Annotated in this window: 19 protein-coding genes; 11 read left to right on the top strand and 8 right to left on the bottom strand. The window is 58.4% G+C overall.

Features of this window, described 5'->3' with window-relative positions:
* Positions 1 to 120 precede the first annotated feature (120 nt).
* Positions 121 to 1,719: a phosphoenolpyruvate carboxykinase gene (locus ACR0NF_RS19115; RefSeq protein WP_480470672.1), complete on the bottom strand. Its 1,599-nt coding sequence runs from the start codon at positions 1,717 to 1,719 to the stop codon at positions 121 to 123.
* Between the two features lie 348 nt (positions 1,720 to 2,067).
* Here ACR0NF_RS19115 and ACR0NF_RS19120 point away from each other — a divergent pair, with 348 nt between their 5' ends.
* From ACR0NF_RS19120 to ACR0NF_RS19150, 7 genes are read left to right on the top strand one after another with little or no spacing between them, the layout of a single operon-like run.
* Positions 2,068 to 2,772 (top strand): response regulator transcription factor, encoded by a 705-nt coding sequence (locus ACR0NF_RS19120; RefSeq protein ID WP_480470671.1) that lies wholly within the window; start codon positions 2,068 to 2,070, stop codon positions 2,770 to 2,772.
* Between the two features lie 32 nt (positions 2,773 to 2,804).
* Complete coding sequence (locus ACR0NF_RS19125) at positions 2,805 to 4,514, top strand: ATP-binding protein (RefSeq protein WP_480470670.1); 1,710 nt, start codon at positions 2,805 to 2,807, stop codon at positions 4,512 to 4,514.
* A 3-nt stretch (positions 4,515 to 4,517) separates the two neighbouring features.
* Positions 4,518 to 4,988, top strand: coding sequence for an HPr kinase/phosphorylase (locus tag ACR0NF_RS19130; RefSeq protein WP_480778786.1), 471 nt, complete (start codon positions 4,518 to 4,520; stop codon positions 4,986 to 4,988).
* Positions 4,973 to 5,866 (top strand): RNase adapter RapZ, encoded by an 894-nt coding sequence (gene rapZ / locus ACR0NF_RS19135; protein ID WP_480470668.1) that lies wholly within the window; start codon positions 4,973 to 4,975, stop codon positions 5,864 to 5,866. Before ACR0NF_RS19130 ends, rapZ begins: the two co-directional genes overlap by 16 nt.
* On the top strand, positions 5,863 to 6,255 hold the full coding sequence (locus ACR0NF_RS19140) for a PTS sugar transporter subunit IIA (protein ID WP_480470667.1): 393 nt from the start codon (positions 5,863 to 5,865) through the stop codon (positions 6,253 to 6,255). Before rapZ ends, ACR0NF_RS19140 begins: the two co-directional genes overlap by 4 nt.
* Positions 6,256 to 6,271: 16 nt before the next feature.
* Positions 6,272 to 6,541 carry an HPr family phosphocarrier protein gene (locus tag ACR0NF_RS19145; RefSeq protein ID WP_039541855.1) on the top strand — a complete coding sequence of 90 codons (270 nt, stop codon included), beginning with the start codon at positions 6,272 to 6,274 and terminating at the stop codon, positions 6,539 to 6,541.
* Between the two features lie 34 nt (positions 6,542 to 6,575).
* Positions 6,576 to 7,466 (top strand): lysophospholipid acyltransferase family protein, encoded by an 891-nt coding sequence (locus ACR0NF_RS19150; protein ID WP_480470666.1) that lies wholly within the window; start codon positions 6,576 to 6,578, stop codon positions 7,464 to 7,466.
* Positions 7,467 to 7,544: 78 nt separating this feature from the next.
* Here the strand turns inward: ACR0NF_RS19150 and ACR0NF_RS19155 are convergent, their stop codons facing one another.
* Positions 7,545 to 8,420: a 3-hydroxybutyryl-CoA dehydrogenase gene (locus ACR0NF_RS19155; protein ID WP_480470665.1), complete on the bottom strand. Its 876-nt coding sequence runs from the start codon at positions 8,418 to 8,420 to the stop codon at positions 7,545 to 7,547.
* Positions 8,421 to 8,510: 90 nt separating this feature from the next.
* Between ACR0NF_RS19155 and ACR0NF_RS19160 the strand changes: the two genes are divergently transcribed.
* A complete protein-coding gene (locus ACR0NF_RS19160; protein WP_480778787.1) occupies positions 8,511 to 9,401 on the top strand; it encodes a DUF6473 family protein in 891 nt (296 codons plus the stop codon).
* A 63-nt stretch (positions 9,402 to 9,464) separates the two neighbouring features.
* Here the strand turns inward: ACR0NF_RS19160 and ACR0NF_RS19165 are convergent, their stop codons facing one another.
* The 6 genes from ACR0NF_RS19165 to ACR0NF_RS19190 all read right to left on the bottom strand — a co-directional run bounded on the left by ACR0NF_RS19165 (position 9,465) and on the right by ACR0NF_RS19190 (position 13,693).
* A complete protein-coding gene (locus tag ACR0NF_RS19165; RefSeq protein ID WP_480470663.1) occupies positions 9,465 to 10,394 on the bottom strand; it encodes an electron transfer flavoprotein subunit alpha/FixB family protein in 930 nt (309 codons plus the stop codon).
* Entirely contained in the window at positions 10,394 to 11,152 is a 759-nt protein-coding gene (locus tag ACR0NF_RS19170; protein ID WP_170673809.1) for an electron transfer flavoprotein subunit beta/FixA family protein, read from the bottom strand. The genes ACR0NF_RS19165 and ACR0NF_RS19170 overlap by 1 nt, the downstream gene beginning before the upstream one ends.
* Positions 11,153 to 11,336: 184 nt before the next feature.
* Entirely contained in the window at positions 11,337 to 11,909 is a 573-nt protein-coding gene (locus tag ACR0NF_RS19175; protein WP_480470662.1) for a cob(I)yrinic acid a,c-diamide adenosyltransferase, read from the bottom strand.
* Positions 11,910 to 11,912: 3 nt separating this feature from the next.
* The gene (locus tag ACR0NF_RS19180; protein ID WP_480470661.1) at positions 11,913 to 12,113 is read right to left on the bottom strand and encodes a twin transmembrane helix small protein; all 201 of its coding nucleotides are present in this window, start codon (positions 12,111 to 12,113) and stop codon (positions 11,913 to 11,915) included.
* 77 nt (positions 12,114 to 12,190) lie between these two features.
* The gene (locus tag ACR0NF_RS19185; RefSeq protein WP_480778788.1) at positions 12,191 to 13,018 is read right to left on the bottom strand and encodes an SDR family NAD(P)-dependent oxidoreductase; all 828 of its coding nucleotides are present in this window, start codon (positions 13,016 to 13,018) and stop codon (positions 12,191 to 12,193) included.
* Positions 13,019 to 13,087: 69 nt separating this feature from the next.
* Positions 13,088 to 13,693 carry an SH3 domain-containing protein gene (locus ACR0NF_RS19190; RefSeq protein WP_480470659.1) on the bottom strand — a complete coding sequence of 202 codons (606 nt, stop codon included), beginning with the start codon at positions 13,691 to 13,693 and terminating at the stop codon, positions 13,088 to 13,090.
* A 200-nt stretch (positions 13,694 to 13,893) separates the two neighbouring features.
* On the opposite strand from ACR0NF_RS19190, the gene parC reads away from it, so the two are divergent.
* The 3 genes from parC to ACR0NF_RS19205 form a co-directional block, all read left to right on the top strand.
* Positions 13,894 to 16,242, top strand: a complete 2,349-nt coding sequence (gene parC, locus ACR0NF_RS19195) for a DNA topoisomerase IV subunit A (protein ID WP_480470658.1) — start codon at positions 13,894 to 13,896, stop codon at positions 16,240 to 16,242.
* Positions 16,243 to 16,340: 98 nt separating this feature from the next.
* Complete coding sequence (locus ACR0NF_RS19200) at positions 16,341 to 16,934, top strand: hypothetical protein (protein ID WP_480470657.1); 594 nt, start codon at positions 16,341 to 16,343, stop codon at positions 16,932 to 16,934.
* 112 nt (positions 16,935 to 17,046) lie between these two features.
* Positions 17,047 to 17,157 (top strand): GTP-binding protein (locus ACR0NF_RS19205; protein WP_170744588.1); only part of this gene is annotated, 111 nt, incomplete at its 3' end.

A 17,157-nucleotide genomic window follows, 5' to 3' on the forward strand; every position in this document is an offset into this window, starting at 1 on the left:
CTGATGATAGGCTGGGATAGCTCAAGTTGAGCTTACAGGCAATGCACTTGTCCGTGTGCATGCGGTTTCCGCAACGTAAGCATGCAGTGAATTGGGGGCCGGAACAGCCCCCAATTTCAATCAGCCGATGGCCACGGCTTTGATGTCTTCGTCGATGAAAGGCAGATACTGTTCAAAGTTTTCTGCAAACATCTGCACCAGCTTGTCGGCCTGCTTGTCGAAGGCCGCCTGATCGTCCCAGGTGCGGCGCGGATCCAGCAGAACCTCGGGCACGCCAGGCACCGAGACGGGCACGTCGAAGCCGAAATTGGCATCCTTGCGGTATTCCGCATCAGCCAGCGATCCCTCGAGCGCGGCGGTCAGCAGCGCACGGGTGGCCTTGATCGGCATCCGGCTGCCTACGCCATAGGCACCGCCGGTCCAGCCGGTATTGACCAGCCAGCAGGTGGCGCCGTGCTGGGCGATTTTGTCGCGCAGCAGGTTGCCGTAAGCCTCGGGGCGGCGGGGCATGAAAGGTGCTCCGAAACAGGTCGAGAAGGTGGGCTGTGGCTCAGTGACACCACGCTCGGTTCCCGCAACCTTCGAGGTGAAGCCCGACAGGAAGTGGTACATCGCTTGCGCCGGTGTCAGTCGCGCGATCGGAGGCAGAACGCCGAACGCGTCACAGGTTAGCATGATGATGTTCTTCGGATGCCCACCCAGTGCGCTTTTGGACGCGTTCGAGATGTATTCCAACGGATAGGCGCAGCGCATATTTGCGGTCAGCGAATCGTCGTCGAAATCCAGTTCCTTGGTTTCGGGATCGAAGACCATGTTCTCGATCACGGTGCCGAATTTGCTGGTTGTCGCATAGATTTCCGGCTCGGCCTCGGCATTCAGGTTGATGGTCTTGGCATAGCAGCCGCCCTCAAAATTGAAGGTGCCGCGATCCGACCAGCCATGTTCGTCATCGCCGATCAGCACGCGGGCCGGGTCGGCGGAAAGGGTGGTTTTACCTGTGCCCGACAGGCCGAAGAAGACGGCAGTGTCGACCGGGTTGCCGACCGCGTGGTTGGCCGAACAGTGCATCGGCATCACGCCTTTCTCGGGCAGCATGTAGTTCAGCAGGGTGAAGACGGATTTCTTGTTCTCACCCGCATACTCGGTGCCGCCGATCAGGATCAGTTTGCGGTCGAAGTTCAGCGCGATCACTGTTTCGCTGCGGCAGTTATGCTTGGCCGGGTCGGCCTGGAAGCTGGGGCAGTTGATGATGGTGAAATCTGCGGTGAAATCGTCCAAGTCCTCACGATCCGGACGACGCAGCAGGTGACGGATGAACAGGTTGTGCCAGGCCAGCTCAGTCACCATGCGCACATTGATCGAATAGCTTGGGTCGGCCCCGCCGACGAGGTCCTGCACGAAATAGTCGCGGCCTTTCATATGGGCCAGCATGTCTTCGTAGAGCGCGTCAAAGCCTTCGGGGCTCATGGCGGCGTTGTTTTCCCACCAGATGCTGTCGGCCACGCTGTCGGTCTTGACGACATGCTTGTCCTTGGGCGAACGGCCGGTGAATTTGCCGGTGGTCACCAGAAAGGCGCCGCCGTTGCCAAGGGTGCCTTCGCCGCGCTTCAGCGCTTCTTCGATCAGCGCCGGTTCCATGAAGTTGTAATAGACATTGCCCAGACCCTCGATGCCCTGATCCTCGAGGCGGAATTGCGGGTTAACCCGTCCAGATGTCATGTGTGTCTTCTCCTGTGGCGGCGCGGAGGCATTCGGGCCAATTGCGCCATTGGGGCAGATGCCGATCTAAGACCGGCGGTCAGGCGGGTCTTATCATGGTCGTTCAAGGCATGAACAGGTGGGTTTGACGCAGTTAGCGCAACCAAGTAAAAGTTTAGCGCAACCAAGTATTTCGTGATGAATATGCGGGCCGTTTTCTGGGAAACGATACGGCTTTTTTGTCGCAACTGTGTGGCAACTATCTCACGATTCGCAGATACAGTTTGATTCGCGGCCTTAAAAAAGACAAAAATACCCTACTAATAAGCGGAATACCGCGTATGTGAGCAGGAATGAGGGGCCAACCCGATGTCAAAGATTGCACTGGTGGATGATGACAGAAACATTCTGACGTCCGTATCCATGACACTCGAAGCTGAAGGCTTCGAAGTCGAAACTTATAATGATGGTCAGGCTGCGCTGGACGCATTCAACAAGAAATTGCCGGATATGGCTGTGCTGGACATCAAGATGCCGCGCATGGATGGCATGGATCTGTTGCAGCGCTTGCGGCAGAAGACCCAGATGCCGGTCATTTTCCTGACTTCAAAGGATGATGAGATTGACGAGGTTCTGGGCCTGCGCATGGGCGCCGACGACTACGTCAAGAAACCGTTTTCGCAGCGCCTGTTGGTTGAACGGATCCGCGCGCTGCTGCGCCGTCAGGAAGCGATCGAAGGCGACGCTGGCAGTGTGGCCACAGGTGATACCAAAGTGATGGAGCGGGGCGATCTGCGGATGGACCCTCTACGCCACGCAGTCAGCTGGAAAGGCAATGACGTCTCGTTGACCGTGACCGAGTTCCTGTTGCTGCAAGCCTTGGCGCAGCGTCCGGGTTTTGTCAAAAGCCGCGATCAGCTGATGGATGTGGCCTATGACGATCAGGTTTATGTAGATGACCGGACGATCGACAGCCACATCAAACGCCTGCGTAAAAAGATGCGGGCCGCAGACTCTGAATTCTCGGCCATCGAAACGCTCTATGGTATCGGATATCGGTACAACGAAGAATAGGCGCGGCCGTTTTTAAGGGGTAAAAGGGTCTCGTGCGCGATACTGAACACGCCAATCAAGTGCGCGACGCGGACGTCGTTCTTGGGGATGATTGGGTCATCCCCCTGGACCCCGAGTCTGCCGAGCTGCGGGCCAAACGCTCGCGCCGCAACCTGTTCAGCCTGCGCCATTCAGCACTGGCGCGCCGGATCATTACATTCAACCTAGTGGCTTTGGTCATTTTGGTTGCCGGGCTTCTCTATCTCGACGACTCGCGCAAGCAGCGTGTGCAGCAAACGGCGCGCAATCTGGTTGGCGATGCACAGCTTGTCAGCAACGTGTTTGAAACCCAGCTGCGTCAGCCCGCCCCCGCAGGCGCAGCTGCGCTGGATGTGCGGGACACGCTGGCCGGCCTCAGCCTACCGGAAGGTGGCGAGGTCTTTGTCTATGACGGCACCGGCACGCTGATCGGATGGACGCGGGGCGCCTCAGCTTCTACCGAATTGCCCAGCCTGTTGCGCCAGAATGCAGACAACGCGACCGGAGGCACACTGATCAGCGATGCGTTGAATGCGGTCTGGAACGGCATCTCAGCGGTTTTCAGCAGTTCTGCTGACGTCGATCTGCCCACTTTGGCACAGCGTGTACAAGAGATGATTCCGCAGGCGCTTGATGGCGGGATGCAGGTTCAGGCTGTTAAGGATGGCGTCGGCCAGACCGTGATCGTCGCGGTCGCCCCGATTCTGCTGGATGATGCGCCTGTGGGTGCGGTTGCCATGGCAGGCCCTGCAGGTGAAATTGATGCTTTGGCCCGCAAGGAGCAAGAGCGCATCCTGCAGATGTTCGTCGTGGCCCTGCTGGTGTCCATTGGTCTCAGCCTCGTTCTTGCTTCGACGATCGCCAACCCGCTTGCCGATCTGGCGGCAGCAGCCGAGATGGGCAAGGATCGCGGCACCGGCGTCAATCCGGGACGGATTCGCATACCCGATCTCAGCGCACGTCCGGATGAGATCGGCCGCCTCAGCCAGGCGCTGCGCGGTATGGTCACCGCGCTTTATAATCGCATCGATGCGAACGAGCAGTTCGCCGCAGATGTGGCGCATGAGATCAAGAACCCTCTGGCCAGTTTGCAATCCGCTGTCGGCACCATGCGCATGGTCAAGCGCGATGATCAGCGCGAAAAACTGTTGGGCGTGATCGAGCATGACGTGCGGCGGCTGGATCGTCTGGTCAGTGACATCTCGAACGCATCACGGCTGGATGCGGAGCTGGTAAAGGAAGAGGAACAGCCCTTCGATCTGCTGAAACTGCTGAACAATATCGGCCAGTATTTGGGGGAAGAGGCGCGCACCAAAGGTATCGACTATATCACGGACCTGCCGTCCGACCCCATCGTGGTCAACGGGCTTGAAGCGCGTTTGGCTCAGGTCTTCGTCAACCTGATCACCAACGCCATTTCCTTCTGCGAGGATCAGGACGCGATCCGCGTTTGGGTGCGCCGCCGTGATAACCGCGTGCTTGTTGTGGTCGAAGACACCGGCCCGGGTATCCCGGATCAGGCCCTTACCAAGATTTTCAAGCGTTTCTATTCGCAACGCCCGGAAGAGCATTTCGGCAATAACTCAGGCCTTGGTCTGGCTATCTCGAAGCAGATCGTCGAGGCTCATGGCGGTGTGATCTGGGCCGAGAACATTCGCCCGACCGAGGCGGATGCCACCTCCGAACCGCTGGGCGCGCGGTTTGTGGTCGGACTGCCCGTCTAGGTCATGGGCGGCGGGCTTTTTACCGACATCGCAGAGCAAGAAAGCGCATGCATCCATGCCTCTTGCGTGGCTGTCGGGGATGCGGGCTTGCTGATCGTGGGCGCATCAGGTGCGGGGAAATCGGCACTGGCCTTGCAGATGATGGCCTTGGGCGCGCAGCTTGTGGCCGATGATCGCACTGAACTGACCATGCAAGGTGCACAGGTCATGGCCACCGCCGTCCCGCATCTAAGCGGACTGATCGAAGCGCGTGGAGTGGGCCTGCTACAGGCCGAAGCTGTCAGGTCTGTCCCGCTGTCATATGTGATCGATCTGGATCGGGCTGAGCCGGCGCGCCTGCCTGAACCGACCAAAGTGAGAATATTAAAACAAACTGTTCCCTTGCTTCGCGCCGCCACCGTACCCAATTTACCGGCAGCATTGCTGCAGCTTCTGAAAATGGGACGCGTGAGCCCCGAATGGCCGAACACATGACCGCTCAACGCCGTACCGTATTGGTAACAGGGCCTTCTGGCGCGGGTCGTTCGACCGCTATTCACGTCCTTGAAGACCTCGGTTTCGAGGCGATCGACAATCTGCCGATGGGTCTTCTGTCGCGGCTTATGGACGGTTCAGACCCGGGCAGCCCGATGGCGCTGGGTATCGATGCGCGTAACCGCGATTTTTCGACAATCGGTTTCATCGAACTGGCCGCGAAACTGGGGCGAATGGAGCAGGTGGACCTGACCATTCTCTATCTGGATTGCAGTGACGAAGTGTTGTTGAGACGCTTCTCGGAGACCCGCCGTCGCCACCCGGTCGCCAGTGATGCAAGCCCGGAAACCGGCGTGCGCCAGGAAAAGGAACTGCTGGCTCCGATCCGAGAGATTGCTGATACCCTGATCGACACCACCGCCCTGAACGTCCACCAGCTGCGAGAAGAAGTTGAGCGTTGGTTCGCCCCCGAAGGCGGGCGTCATCTGGCGGTTTCAATCGAATCCTTTTCTTACAAGCGTGGCCTGCCGCGCGGTCTGGACATGGTGTTTGATTGCCGGTTTCTGGCCAATCCCTATTGGCAACCGGAATTGCGTTCCGCAGATGGTCGAAACCCGGATGTCGCGACCTATGTTCAGTCGGATATGAACTATAGCGCTTTCTTTGACCGGGTTGTCGATCTGCTGATCGAATTGCTCCCTGCGTTCCGGGCCGAGGGCAAGACGCATTTGTCGGTGGCCTTCGGTTGTACGGGCGGCCAGCATCGGTCGGTCGCGGTTGCGGAAGCTGTTGCAAAGGCCCTTGCAGAAGCGGGCCAGCAGGTGTCAATTAGGCACCGCGAAATGGAGCGTCGTTCTTTGAATGTGAGGCCGGGTTGATCGGGATCGTAATTGTTGCACATGGGGGGTTGGCGCAGGAATATCTGTCCGCCACGCAGCATGTGGTTGGTAAACAGCCCGGATTGATCGCCATTCCGATTGAGGCTGACCATGACCGCGAAGAAAAACAGGCTGAAATCTGTCGTGCCGCCGATACTGTCGATCAGGGCGATGGCGTGGTCGTCGTAACCGATCTGTTTGGTGGCAGCCCGTCGAATCTCAGCCTACGAGCCTGTGCGCCGCAGGATCGGCGAATCCTGTACGGCGCCAACCTGCCCATGCTGATCAAACTGGCCAAAAGCCGCCACCTACCGCTGGCCGAAGCGGTGCGTTTGGCGTTGGAAGCTGGACGAAAATACATCAATGCGCAAAATGTGACGCTGGATTGATACCGGATACATTCATATGACGAACAAGAGTTTGAAAATCATAAATGAAAAGGGCCTGCATGCCCGCGCCTCTGCCAAGCTGGTCGAGGTGGTTGAAGGCTTTGATGCACGTGCCGAGGTGTCTCGCGACGGGCTTTCTGCCTCGGGCGACAGTATCATGGGCCTTTTGATGTTGGCAGCGTCGCGCGGAACCACTATTGACGTCGAGACGTCCGGCCCGGATGCTGAGGCGTTGGCAGAAGCTTTGGAAACTCTGGTGAACGATAAGTTCGGCGAAGGGTTCTGACGGCTACGACACCAAGGACGGAAAGACCAGGCAATTGGCGGAAACCACGCACGATACCAAGACAGGTCCTGTAGTAGATCACGACACTGATCAAGGTGAGATTTACGACCGCAGAACCCTGACCTACGCCAACTCGTTTGACGATGCCTGGACGTCTACGGCCATTCGCGCCATTGAATGGTGCACGGGCAAACTGACCATCCTGCGCATGGTCAACAAGTTCGAAAAGCAAAATGAGCATTATCGCGGCCAGAAATTCTGGGGCGGCGCGCTCAAGACCATGGGTATCGATCTGACGACTCCGGCCGAGCAGATCGCCCGCATCCCGAAAGATGGTCCAGTGGTGGTTGTTGCCAACCATCCGCACGGCATGGTCGACGGTATGATCTTCGCCGAACTCATCGGTCGGGTCCGTAGTGACTATCGCATCCTGACCCGCTCGGTCCTGACCGGCCTGGATGAGGCCGCGACCTCGTTCATGATCCCGGTGCCGTTCCCGCACGATCCCGAGGCTCAGGCCAAAATGCTCGAGATGCGCAGCAAGGCGATGAAACATCTGGCCGACGGCGGCGTTGTGGCGCTGTTCCCGTCGGGCGTGGTGATGTCGTCCGATGATTGGTTCGGCCCGGCAATCGAGCGGGAATGGAACGTCTTCACAGCAAAAATGATCCGCCGCTCGGGCGCCAAGGTGGTCCCGATCTTCTTCCCCGGCAGTAACTCGCGCTGGTATCAAGTCGCCAATCAGATTTCGCCGATCCTGCGCCAAGGTCTGCTGCTGCATGAAATCGTCCGTTCCTGCAACAAACCCCAGTCCCCGGTGATCGGCGACCCGATTTCAGACGAAGACATGGCGCTGCTGGAACGTGACCCGCGTGGCTTCATGGCGTGGCTCCGCGATCACACACTCGCCCTCGGCAAGCGCTGAACCCCTCTTCATCTGGCCAAAAGTATCCCGGGAGTGAATTGAGCCACAGGCTCAAGAGAGGGCTGGCCCTCTCAATCTCTATCGTGTCGGTACCGGAACCTCACCGCGATAATCATAAAACCCGCGCTCGGTTTTGCGCCCCAGCCATCCGGCCTCGACATATTTCGTCAGCAACGGGCAAGGGCGGTACTTGGTGTCCGCCAACCCGTCATGCAGCACGTTCATAATCGCCAGGCAGGTGTCCAGCCCAATGAAATCCGCCAGTTCCAGCGGCCCCATCGGATGGTTGGCCCCCAACTTCATGGACTGATCGATAGACTGCACATTCCCAACGCCTTCATAGAGCGTGTAAACCGCCTCATTAATCATCGGCATCAAGATACGGTTGACGATAAAGGCAGGGAAATCCTCTGCACTGGCCGAGGTTTTGCCCAGCCGGTCTACGACTGCCTTACAGGCCTTGAACGTCTCTTCATCCGTGGCAATGCCCCGGATCAGTTCGACCAACTGCATGACTGGGACAGGATTCATGAAATGGAACCCCATGAATCGCTCCGGCCGGTCTGTGCGGCTGGCCAGACGCGTGATCGAGATGGACGAGGTGTTTGAAGTCAGTATCGTATGCGGCTGCAGATGCGGCAGCAGATCTTCGAAAATGGCTTGTTTGACCGTTTCCCGTTCGGTCGCGGCCTCGATCACCAGATCGGTCTGTCCGATATCGGGCAGGTTCAGTGTTGTCGTAATCCGGCCCATTGCAGCCTGAAGCGCCTCATCGGAGATCTTCCCGCGCGAGGCTTGCCGCGCCAGATTGGCCTCGATCGTCGCCAGTGCGCTGTCCAGAGCGTCCTGGCTGATGTCATTAAGCAGAACATCATACTCCGCCAGGGCCATCACATGAGCGATACCGTTGCCCATTTGACCGGCGCCGATCACTCCGACTGATTTTACATCCATGTTCTGGTGCCTTTGCTCGCAGGTTATGGCGACATTATCGGCAGTTCCGGGTGGGCGGCAAGGGGATCGGACAGGTCAAATTCGCTTCAAATGCGCGCATTAGGGCTTTCTCAACACCTGCGGCGGCAAGATGGTAACCGGGTGAAAATTTGGGTGAGTGAGATGAGCTATCAACCGATCGGCGTGAGGGATCTCGCTGAACTTACGTGCAGTTATACGGCGTCGAAACTGCGGTTCCGAGGCCCCAAACGGGCTTTGGACCGGCCTTATGTCGCTTGTATCGGGGGAAAAGAGACTTTCGGTCGATTCGTGGATCGCCCCTATCCGACGATTCTGCAGCAGCGCCTTGGTCGCCGCTGCATCAATTTCGGCAGCCTTTATTGCGGGGCCGAAACCTTATTGCGGGACAGGAGCCTGATAAGCCTCGCCAACGCGTCAGAGCTGTGTGTGTTGCAAGCGCCCGATTTGACGGGCCACACCAATCGCTTCTATCGCGTGCATCCACGCCGCAATGACCGTTTTGTTGCCCCGACGCCAGAGCTGGTGCGGCTTTATCCCGAAGAAGATTTTACGGATATCCACTTTGTGGGTCATTTGCTCGCGCGACTTCAAGCGCATCCTGATTCGCGCTTCGACATCGTCGCGGATGGATTGCGTCAGAGCTGGCTCAGTCATCTGCAAACGGTCTTGAAGGGGTTCGCTTCACCTGTGGTGCTGTTGGCGCTTGAGGTAGATGAAGGCGACAGTGGTCACAACTGTCATGAACGCCTCAAAATCGAGGCAATGATGCTTGGCGCATTGAGTTCATTCTGCGCGGAAGTGGTGCAAATACATGCTCAGGTTTCGGGGGTTTCCGATGATCTTGAGGATGCGTTGTTCGGCACGCTACAGCAGCCTATGGCCGAGCACATGATCGGCCCGGCGACACACCGGCGAATTGCCGAGGTGTTGTCCTCCTCCATTCAGAATGGCGACCTATAACAAAAAAAAGGCCCGCCATTGGCGGGCCTCGTAAGATTTTCGACGAAAAATCTTCTCCTAAACTCAGCCGAGTTTCTCGGTCAGTTCCGGCACTGCCTGGAACAGGTCAGCAACCAGACCGAAATCGGCAACCTGAAAGATCGGCGCTTCTTCGTCTTTGTTGATCGCGACGATGATTTTCGAGTCTTTCATACCCGCAAGGTGCTGGATCGCACCCGAGATGCCGACAGCGACATACAGATCCGGTGCAACAACCTTACCGGTCTGACCCACCTGCCAGTCGTTCGGGGCATAACCCGAGTCGACTGCGGCACGCGATGCGCCTACGGCGGCACCCAGCTTGTCGGCCAGGGTCTCTATCAGTTTGAAGTCCTCTTCCGAACCGACACCACGACCGCCCGAGACAACAACGCCAGCCGAAGTCAGTTCCGGACGGTCGCTTTCGGCAACCTTGTCCTCAACCCACTCGGACAGCCCGGGGTTCTCACCGACCGAGATGGTCTCGACAGCAGCCGAACCACCTTCACCCGCAGCATCGAAGCTGGCAGTACGGATGGTGACGACTTTCTTGGCGTCGTTCGATTTCACGGTCTGGATCGCGTTGCCCGCATAGATCGGGCGCTCGAAGGTCGAACCGTCAACCACGCCGGACGCATCCGAGATCACCATCACGTCCAGCAGCGCGGCTACGCGCGGCATCACATTCTTGGCGTCGGTGGTCGCAGGGGCAACGATGTGCTCGTACCCATCGGCCAGACCTACGATCAGGGCTGCGGTCGATTCCGCCAGGCGGTGACCCAGCGAGGCATCTTCGGCAACCAGCACTTTGGACACACCGTCAATTTTCGCAGCAGCTTCACCTGCAGCAGCGGCAGAGCCGCCGGCGGCCAGAACGGTGATGTCACCCAGCGATTTGGTGGCGGCAACGGTTTTGGCGGTGGCGTCGAAGCTCAGTTCGCCATTGTTGACTTCGGCAAGCAGAAGTACAGCCATTACACAGCCCCCGCTTCTTTGAGTTTCTCGACCAGCTCGTCAACCGAGCCGACCACGATGCCCGCAGCGCGCGCCGGGGGTTCATCGGTCTTGACGATTTCCAGGCGTGGAGTGACGTCGACGCCGTAATCGGCGGCGGTTTTCTCGTCCAGCGGCTTTTTCTTTGCCTTCATGATGTTGGGCAGCGACGCATAGCGCGGCTCGTTCAGGCGCAGGTCAACGGTCACGATGGTTGGCATCTTGACGCTGATTGTCTGCAGGCCGCCATCCACCTCGCGGGTGATCTTTGCGGTGTCGCCTTCGATGTCCAGCTCGGACGCGAAGGTGCCCTGCGACCAACCCAGCAGAGCCGACAGCATCTGGCCGGTGGCGTTCATGTCGTTGTCGATCGCCTGCTTGCCTGCCAGAACGATGCCCGGCTGCTCTTCCTCGACCACTTTGGCCAGGATCTTGGCGACGGCCAGCGGTTCGATATCGGTGTGAACATCATCGGCTGCAACAACCAGAATCGCGCGGTCAGCACCCATGGCGAGCGCGGTACGCAGGGTTTCCTGCGCCTGCTTGACGCCGATCGAAACAGCAACGACCTCGTCGGCCTTGCCCGCTTCTTTCAGGCGGATCGCCTCCTCTACTGCAATCTCGTCGAACGGGTTCATCGACATTTTGACATTGGCGAGATCAACACCGCTGCCGTCCGCTTTGACGCGAACTTTCACGTTGTAGTCGATCACGCGCTTGACAGGCACAAGTACCTTCATTTTTGCGTATGCTCCTTACAAAAACGGCAAGCCGCGCAGCGACTCCACCAATGCTCTCGCGGCCTAGATAGCGGGTCGCGATGTCCGGCAACAGAGCAAAATCGTCACGTCATGGGTTCGAGACGTCGCGTTTTGTCATTTTTTCGACAAGAAACGAAATTTAATTTCCCCGCGACGGGTGCGCTCAGCGGTTCGCGCCCGGAATCCAGAGCACATCGTCACGCCCGCCGTCGTTGGCGCAGCGCGCGGCGACAAAGAACCAGTCGCTGAGGCGGTTGAGGTATTTGACCGCAACCTCGTTCACCGGTTCCATATTGGTCAGTTCAACCGCCAGCCGTTCAGCCCGGCGCGAGACAGTGCGGCACACGTGCAAATGCGCGGCCAGACGCGAGCCGCCGGGCAGGATGAAACTGCGCAAGGGCTCAAGCGTTTCGTTCATCGCATCGATCTCGGCCTCAAGCCGATCGATCTGGGCGGCGATGATGCGAAGGGGCGGGTAGTCGGCCTCGGCGTCCTTGTCCATGTCGGGGCGGCAGAAATCGGCGCCCAGATCGAACAGGTCATTCTGAATGCGGGACAGAGCGGCCTCGACCTCACCCTCGGCTTCGGTGCGTGCCACGCCGACGAAGGAATTCAGCTCATCCACGGTGCCATAAGCCGCAACACGCCCGGAATACTTGGCAACCCGTTCCCCGTTGCCGAGTGCGGTTTTGCCGTCATCACCGGTGCGGGTATAAATTTTGTTGAGTACGACCATCTCTTAGCCTCCTTGTCCGCGCAGGTAGACGTAGAGCACGATCAACACCACGGCAATGAACTGAAACAGGATACGCAGCCGCATCATTTTGTTGCTTTTCATCGCAGCATCTTTGCCGGGTTTTCCAAAATTGGCGATGCCCATAACCAGCACGGCGACCACCGCCGCCATGGCCAGAAGCAGTACGACCATCAACAGGTCCATAAGATCACCGTCCGTGTTTTGTTTCGTTGCGCCTGATCTAGCCTCATCGCTCGCAAAAGCGAACGGGTAATTTCGCCTCAGATGTCCGATAGGATGCGGTCGATTGTGCGCGTCGGCAGGATACGGCGCAGATAGCCAGCGATATAGGTAGGTGTGGTGACATAGTACCGGGTGCGCGGGCGTTTGGCTTCAACCGCATGGGCCAGCTTGGTGGTCACGGCCGAGGCGGGTAGTTCGAACTTGTCGGGCCCCGAGGATTCGTAAAGCCGTTTGAGCAGCGATTCCTCGTATCGTTTGCGCAAAGCCGACTTTTCCCAATCGATAAAACGTTCGAAGATCGGAATGGCGTTTTGGCGGATTTTCGAGGTGATCGGGCCGGGTTCGATCAGGATGACTTTGATGTCTGTATCGCGCAACTCCAGCCGAAGCGTATCCGAAAGCCCTTCAATCGCGTATTTGGTGGCGACATAAGCCCCACGCCATGGAAACGCGACGAGTCCCAGAACGGATGAATTCTGAACGATTCTGCCATGACCTTGCGCGCGCATGACCGGAATCACCTGGCGGGTCAGTTCATGCCATCCGAAGACATTGGTTTCGAAAATCTGCCTCAGACCGTCGGTCGGTACATCTTCAACCGCGCCGGGCAAACCATGTGCACCGTTGTTGAACAGCGCATCCAGGGTGCCGCCTGTCTCCTCGAGCACCTGACGCAGGCCCGAGGTGATGGTTTCGGCATTCGTATAATCGATCAGGGGGCTGTCGAAACCCTGCGCGCGCAACCTGTCACAGTCGCGCTGCTGTCGGCATGAGGCAAAGACACGCCAGCCCCGTGCACGCATCCCATGCGCCGAGTCCAGTCCTATTCCGGATGAGCAGCCTGTGATCAGAATCGATTTCTGCATATCGTCCCCGCCTGTGTACCTCGCCCATAGCTACGGCGTGGTTCTGGTCAGGACAATGACACAGTTGCGTCAGTTTGTTGGCTTTCGAACCAGCGATGAGGCGATCCACCCGACCCGTTGTTCGGGCAGCAGGCGCAGGCGTAACCAGCCGGTGCCCGATTCGCCCAGAACCTCGACCCGTTGACCGATTACCCCTTTGGCGATGATCGGATAGATCGTGCCGGGGCCATCGCGCATGTTCACACGGGTACCTGCGATTTCACGGATGTCTTTTTCGGGTTCAATGATTTGCGATTCAGGGGTGACGTCGTCCTGCACCTCGGTCGAGGCCTGCTGCAGCCCGGCGAGCCCATCTTCCAGCGAGGCCAGAGTGAAGCTTGCGCCCTGATCGTCAAACGCGGTGGGTTGATCCAGCGGATCGGCTGCGACTTGTGTCAGAACGACGATAGGGTCGCCCTCGGACTGGGGTTCTGGCTGAACCCGTGCCTGAACCGCGCGGGAGGCGACATTGGTGACCAGCTCTTCGGCTTGGGCCGTTTGCGATGGTGTGGGTGTTGACGCGATACGAACGGGCTGTTCGGCGCGAGTGCCGCGCGGCTCGAATTCCGGTCCACCACTCATCACGTAGAAGCTCCAACCGAGAGCGGCGAAAGTGATAATAATAACGCGCGTCATGGCGCACCCCCTGGCAATCGTAACAACAATAAAAGGCAGCAGTCTTAATGTTTGAGAGGTTACCATAAATCGGGCGTTGAGTCGAAAAATGGGGGAAATCCGATACTTGCCTCCCCCTGTTGCAAAAAGCCCGACTTGCCCCCAGTAAAATATCTGCCGATTGCTTTACCCGCGCGCGCTTGCGTCGTATCACATCATGTATGAACGACACGATCGACGACCCCAATATGGAGGCCCCCGAAGGTGGGGGCGAGATAGCCGAACCGCTGCGCCGCGCGATTGGCGAACGCTATCTGACCTATGCATTGTCCACCATCATGCACCGGGCTCTGCCCGATGCACGGGACGGGTTGAAGCCGGTTCACCGGCGAATCCTCTACGCGATGCGCGAGCTACGACTCAGTGCAACCGGCGGGTTTAGGAAGTCGGCGAAAATTTCCGGCGACGTGATGGGCAACTACCACCCTCATGGCGACGCTGCGATCTATGACGCGATGGCGCGTCTGGCGCAGGACTTCAACGTCCGGTATCCGCTGGTCGACGGGCAAGGGAACTTCGGCAACATCGACGGCGATAACCCGGCGGCCTCGCGTTACACCGAGGCGCGGATGACCATCGTGGCCGAAGCGCTGCTTGAGGGTCTGAACGAGGATGCCGTCGATTTCCGCGACAACTATGATGGCACGCTGACCGAACCGGTCGTGCTGCCCGCGCAGTTCCCTAACCTGCTGGCCAACGGTGCAAGCGGTATCGCGGTGGGCATGGCGACGAATATCCCGCCGCATAATATTTCCGAGCTTTGCGACGCCTGTCTGCATCTGATCAAAACGCCGGATGCGCGCGATGATACGCTATTGAATTACGTTCCCGGTCCGGACTTCCCGACCGGCGGCGTGATCGTTGAGCCGCCCGAGAACATCGCACAAGCCTATCGCACCGGGCGCGGGTCCTTCCGCCTGCGCTGCAAGTTCGAGGTCGAGGACCTGGGCCGTGGCCAATGGCAGATCGTGGTTACCGAGATTCCATACCAGGTTCAGAAATCGAAGCTGATCGAAAAGATCGCGGAACTGATCCAGACCAAGAAAATCCCGATCCTCGCCGATGTACGCGACGAATCCGCTGATGATATCCGCCTGATCCTTGAGCCGCGCTCCAAGAACGTGGACCCTGAGGTGCTGATGGGCATGCTCTATCGCAACTCGGACCTTGAGGTGCGGTTCAGCCTGAACATGAACGTGCTGATCGATGGCGTGACACCCAAGGTCTGCTCAATGAAGGAAGTGCTGCGCGCTTTCCTCGATCATCGGCAAGAGGTGCTGATCCGCCGCTCACGCCATCGTTTGGGCAAGATCGACCATCGTTTGGAGGTCTTGGAGGGCTTTATCGTCGCCTTCCTCAACCTCGACCGTGTGATCGACATCATCCGCTACGACGACGACCCCAAAGCCGCGCTGATGCGCGAAGATTGGGGCATCGATCACGTCCGCGCCACGGACGAGTCCGACTATGTCTCGCCCAAACCGGGCGAGGGCGAACTGTCCGAGGTTCAGGTCGACGCTATCCTCAACATGCGCCTGCGCAGTCTGCGCCGTCTGGAAGAGATGGAACTGGTGCGCGAGCGCGACGAGCTGATGCTGGAACGCGCCAATCTCGAAGACCTGCTGGCCGATCCCGCGCTGCAATGGGCCAAGATCGCCGAGCAGTTGAAAGAGACCAAGAAGACCTTCGGCAAAGACTACGAAGGCGGCGCGCGTCGCACGCAATTTGCTGAAGCTGGACAGGTCGAGGAAGTGCCGCTTGAGGCGATGATCGACAAGGAGCCAATCACGGTCGTCTGCTCACAGATGGGATGGATTCGCGCCATGACCGGCCATATCGACCTGAAACGTGAGTTGAAGTTCAAGGACGGCGACGGTCCGCGGTTCATCTTCCATGCGGAGACGACCGACCGCCTGCTGGTCTTTGCCTCCAACGGACGCATCTATACGGTCAGCGCCGCCAACCTGCCTGGTGGGCGGGGCATGGGTGAACCGCTGCGCTTGATGGTTGATCTGCCGAACGAGGCACAGATCATCGACATCCTGATCCACAAGCCGGGGCGCAAGCTGCTGGTGGCCTCGGATGCGGGCAACGGCTTCATGGTGCCCGAGGATGACGTGCTGGCCCAAACCCGAAACGGCAAGCAGGTACTGAACGTCAAAGGCGACGAGACGGCAATGATCTGTAAGCCGGTCGAGGGCGACCATGTGGCCGTGGTGTCCCAGAACGGCAAATTCCTGGTCTTCCCGACCGAGGAACTGCCCGAGATGACCCGAGGTAAAGGCGTCCGCTTGCAGAAATACAATATGGCGCGGGGGCGGCAGGGCACGCTGGAACTGGATGGCGGCCTGTCCGATATCACCACTTTCAACTGGGAAGAGGGCCTGAAATGGTCCATGGGCGGCGACAAGACCCGGCACGAGGCCGATATGTCCCAATGGCTGGCCAAGCGTGCAGGCGTCGGTAAAAAACCGCCCTACGGCTTCCCGCGGAATTATAAGTTCTCGTGATCTGCGCGCCCGTTTGGTGAAATTATGCCGATACGGCTTGGCACAACCCGTGTCGGTGCGCTACATCCAAAGAAAACAGGCCTATCGAGACGAGAAACATGCTGCGCATTCTGACACTGATCACCGGGCTGGCCCTGATGGGCGCATGCACCCAGACACAGGTTTACGAAGAACCCGAGTCGCTGGGCGAATTCAAACTTCGCGTAAATTACGCATTTGCCGAGAAGGCCAAGCAGGGGCCGATTTCCCGGGATGCCACGCCCAAGGAATGGGAAGATGCCATCCAAAATGCGGTTGATATCCGGCTTGGCCGCTATGAGGGAACCCAGGAATACGATATCGGTATCAGCCTCGAAGGCTACATGCTGGCACCTCCGGGCGTGCCCGTCATCTACAATCCCAAAAGCACAGCGATCGTTCTGGTCAACGTCTATGACGTCGAGAAGAAAGAGTTCCTTGCCAAAGGTAAGCAGTTCCAGGTGCTTGAAGATACCACTGGTGAAAGTGCCTTGGCCGGGTCGGGAAATGCACGAACCCGAGAAGAGCAGATGAACGGCCTGGCCCTGAAAGTTGCCGACCGGGTTGAGGAATGGCTGGCCGAAGAACACAAGGGCGATGGTTGGTTCGACAAGCGGCCCGGCTTGATCCAGCCACTCGAATCCGAGCAGGTCACGCAAAATCCGGCGTCCTGATCCGCTTTTCCCTCAGGATGTGCTTGATTTTCGTCCCTGAACCAAATATCTCGCGCGCGCAGATGTAACCACGGGACCGAGGGTCCCCAAAACGCAAAAGGGCGCCTGAGGAATGGCAAAGGAAAAGTTTGAGCGTACAAAACCGCACGTCAACATCGGCACGATTGGCCACGTTGACCACGGCAAGACGACGCTGACCGCAGCAATCACCAAGTATTTCGGT

The organism is Ruegeria sp. CF4 (genome assembly GCF_056537345.1).

Bases quoted from the DNA above. Each gene is read 5' to 3' on its own strand.
- ACR0NF_RS19115 (WP_480470672.1), bottom strand. From the start codon at position 1,719: ATGACATCTGGACGGGTTAACCCGCAATTCCGCCTCGAGGATCAGGGC.
- ACR0NF_RS19120 (WP_480470671.1), top strand. From the start codon at position 2,068: ATGTCAAAGATTGCACTGGTGGATGATGACAGAAACATTCTGACGTCC.
- ACR0NF_RS19130 (WP_480778786.1), top strand. From the start codon at position 4,518: ATGGGCGGCGGGCTTTTTACCGACATCGCAGAGCAAGAAAGCGCATGC.
- rapZ (WP_480470668.1), top strand. From the start codon at position 4,973: ATGGCCGAACACATGACCGCTCAACGCCGTACCGTATTGGTAACAGGG.
- ACR0NF_RS19145 (WP_039541855.1), top strand. From the start codon at position 6,272: ATGACGAACAAGAGTTTGAAAATCATAAATGAAAAGGGCCTGCATGCC.
- ACR0NF_RS19155 (WP_480470665.1), bottom strand. From the start codon at position 8,420: ATGGATGTAAAATCAGTCGGAGTGATCGGCGCCGGTCAAATGGGCAAC.
- ACR0NF_RS19160 (WP_480778787.1), top strand. From the start codon at position 8,511: ATGCGCGCATTAGGGCTTTCTCAACACCTGCGGCGGCAAGATGGTAAC.
- ACR0NF_RS19165 (WP_480470663.1), bottom strand. From the start codon at position 10,394: ATGGCTGTACTTCTGCTTGCCGAAGTCAACAATGGCGAACTGAGCTTC.
- ACR0NF_RS19170 (WP_170673809.1), bottom strand. From the start codon at position 11,152: ATGAAGGTACTTGTGCCTGTCAAGCGCGTGATCGACTACAACGTGAAA.
- ACR0NF_RS19175 (WP_480470662.1), bottom strand. From the start codon at position 11,909: ATGGTCGTACTCAACAAAATTTATACCCGCACCGGTGATGACGGCAAA.
- ACR0NF_RS19180 (WP_480470661.1), bottom strand. From the start codon at position 12,113: ATGGACCTGTTGATGGTCGTACTGCTTCTGGCCATGGCGGCGGTGGTC.
- ACR0NF_RS19185 (WP_480778788.1), bottom strand. From the start codon at position 13,018: ATGCAGAAATCGATTCTGATCACAGGCTGCTCATCCGGAATAGGACTG.
- ACR0NF_RS19190 (WP_480470659.1), bottom strand. From the start codon at position 13,693: ATGACGCGCGTTATTATTATCACTTTCGCCGCTCTCGGTTGGAGCTTC.
- parC (WP_480470658.1), top strand. From the start codon at position 13,894: ATGAACGACACGATCGACGACCCCAATATGGAGGCCCCCGAAGGTGGG.
- ACR0NF_RS19200 (WP_480470657.1), top strand. From the start codon at position 16,341: ATGCTGCGCATTCTGACACTGATCACCGGGCTGGCCCTGATGGGCGCA.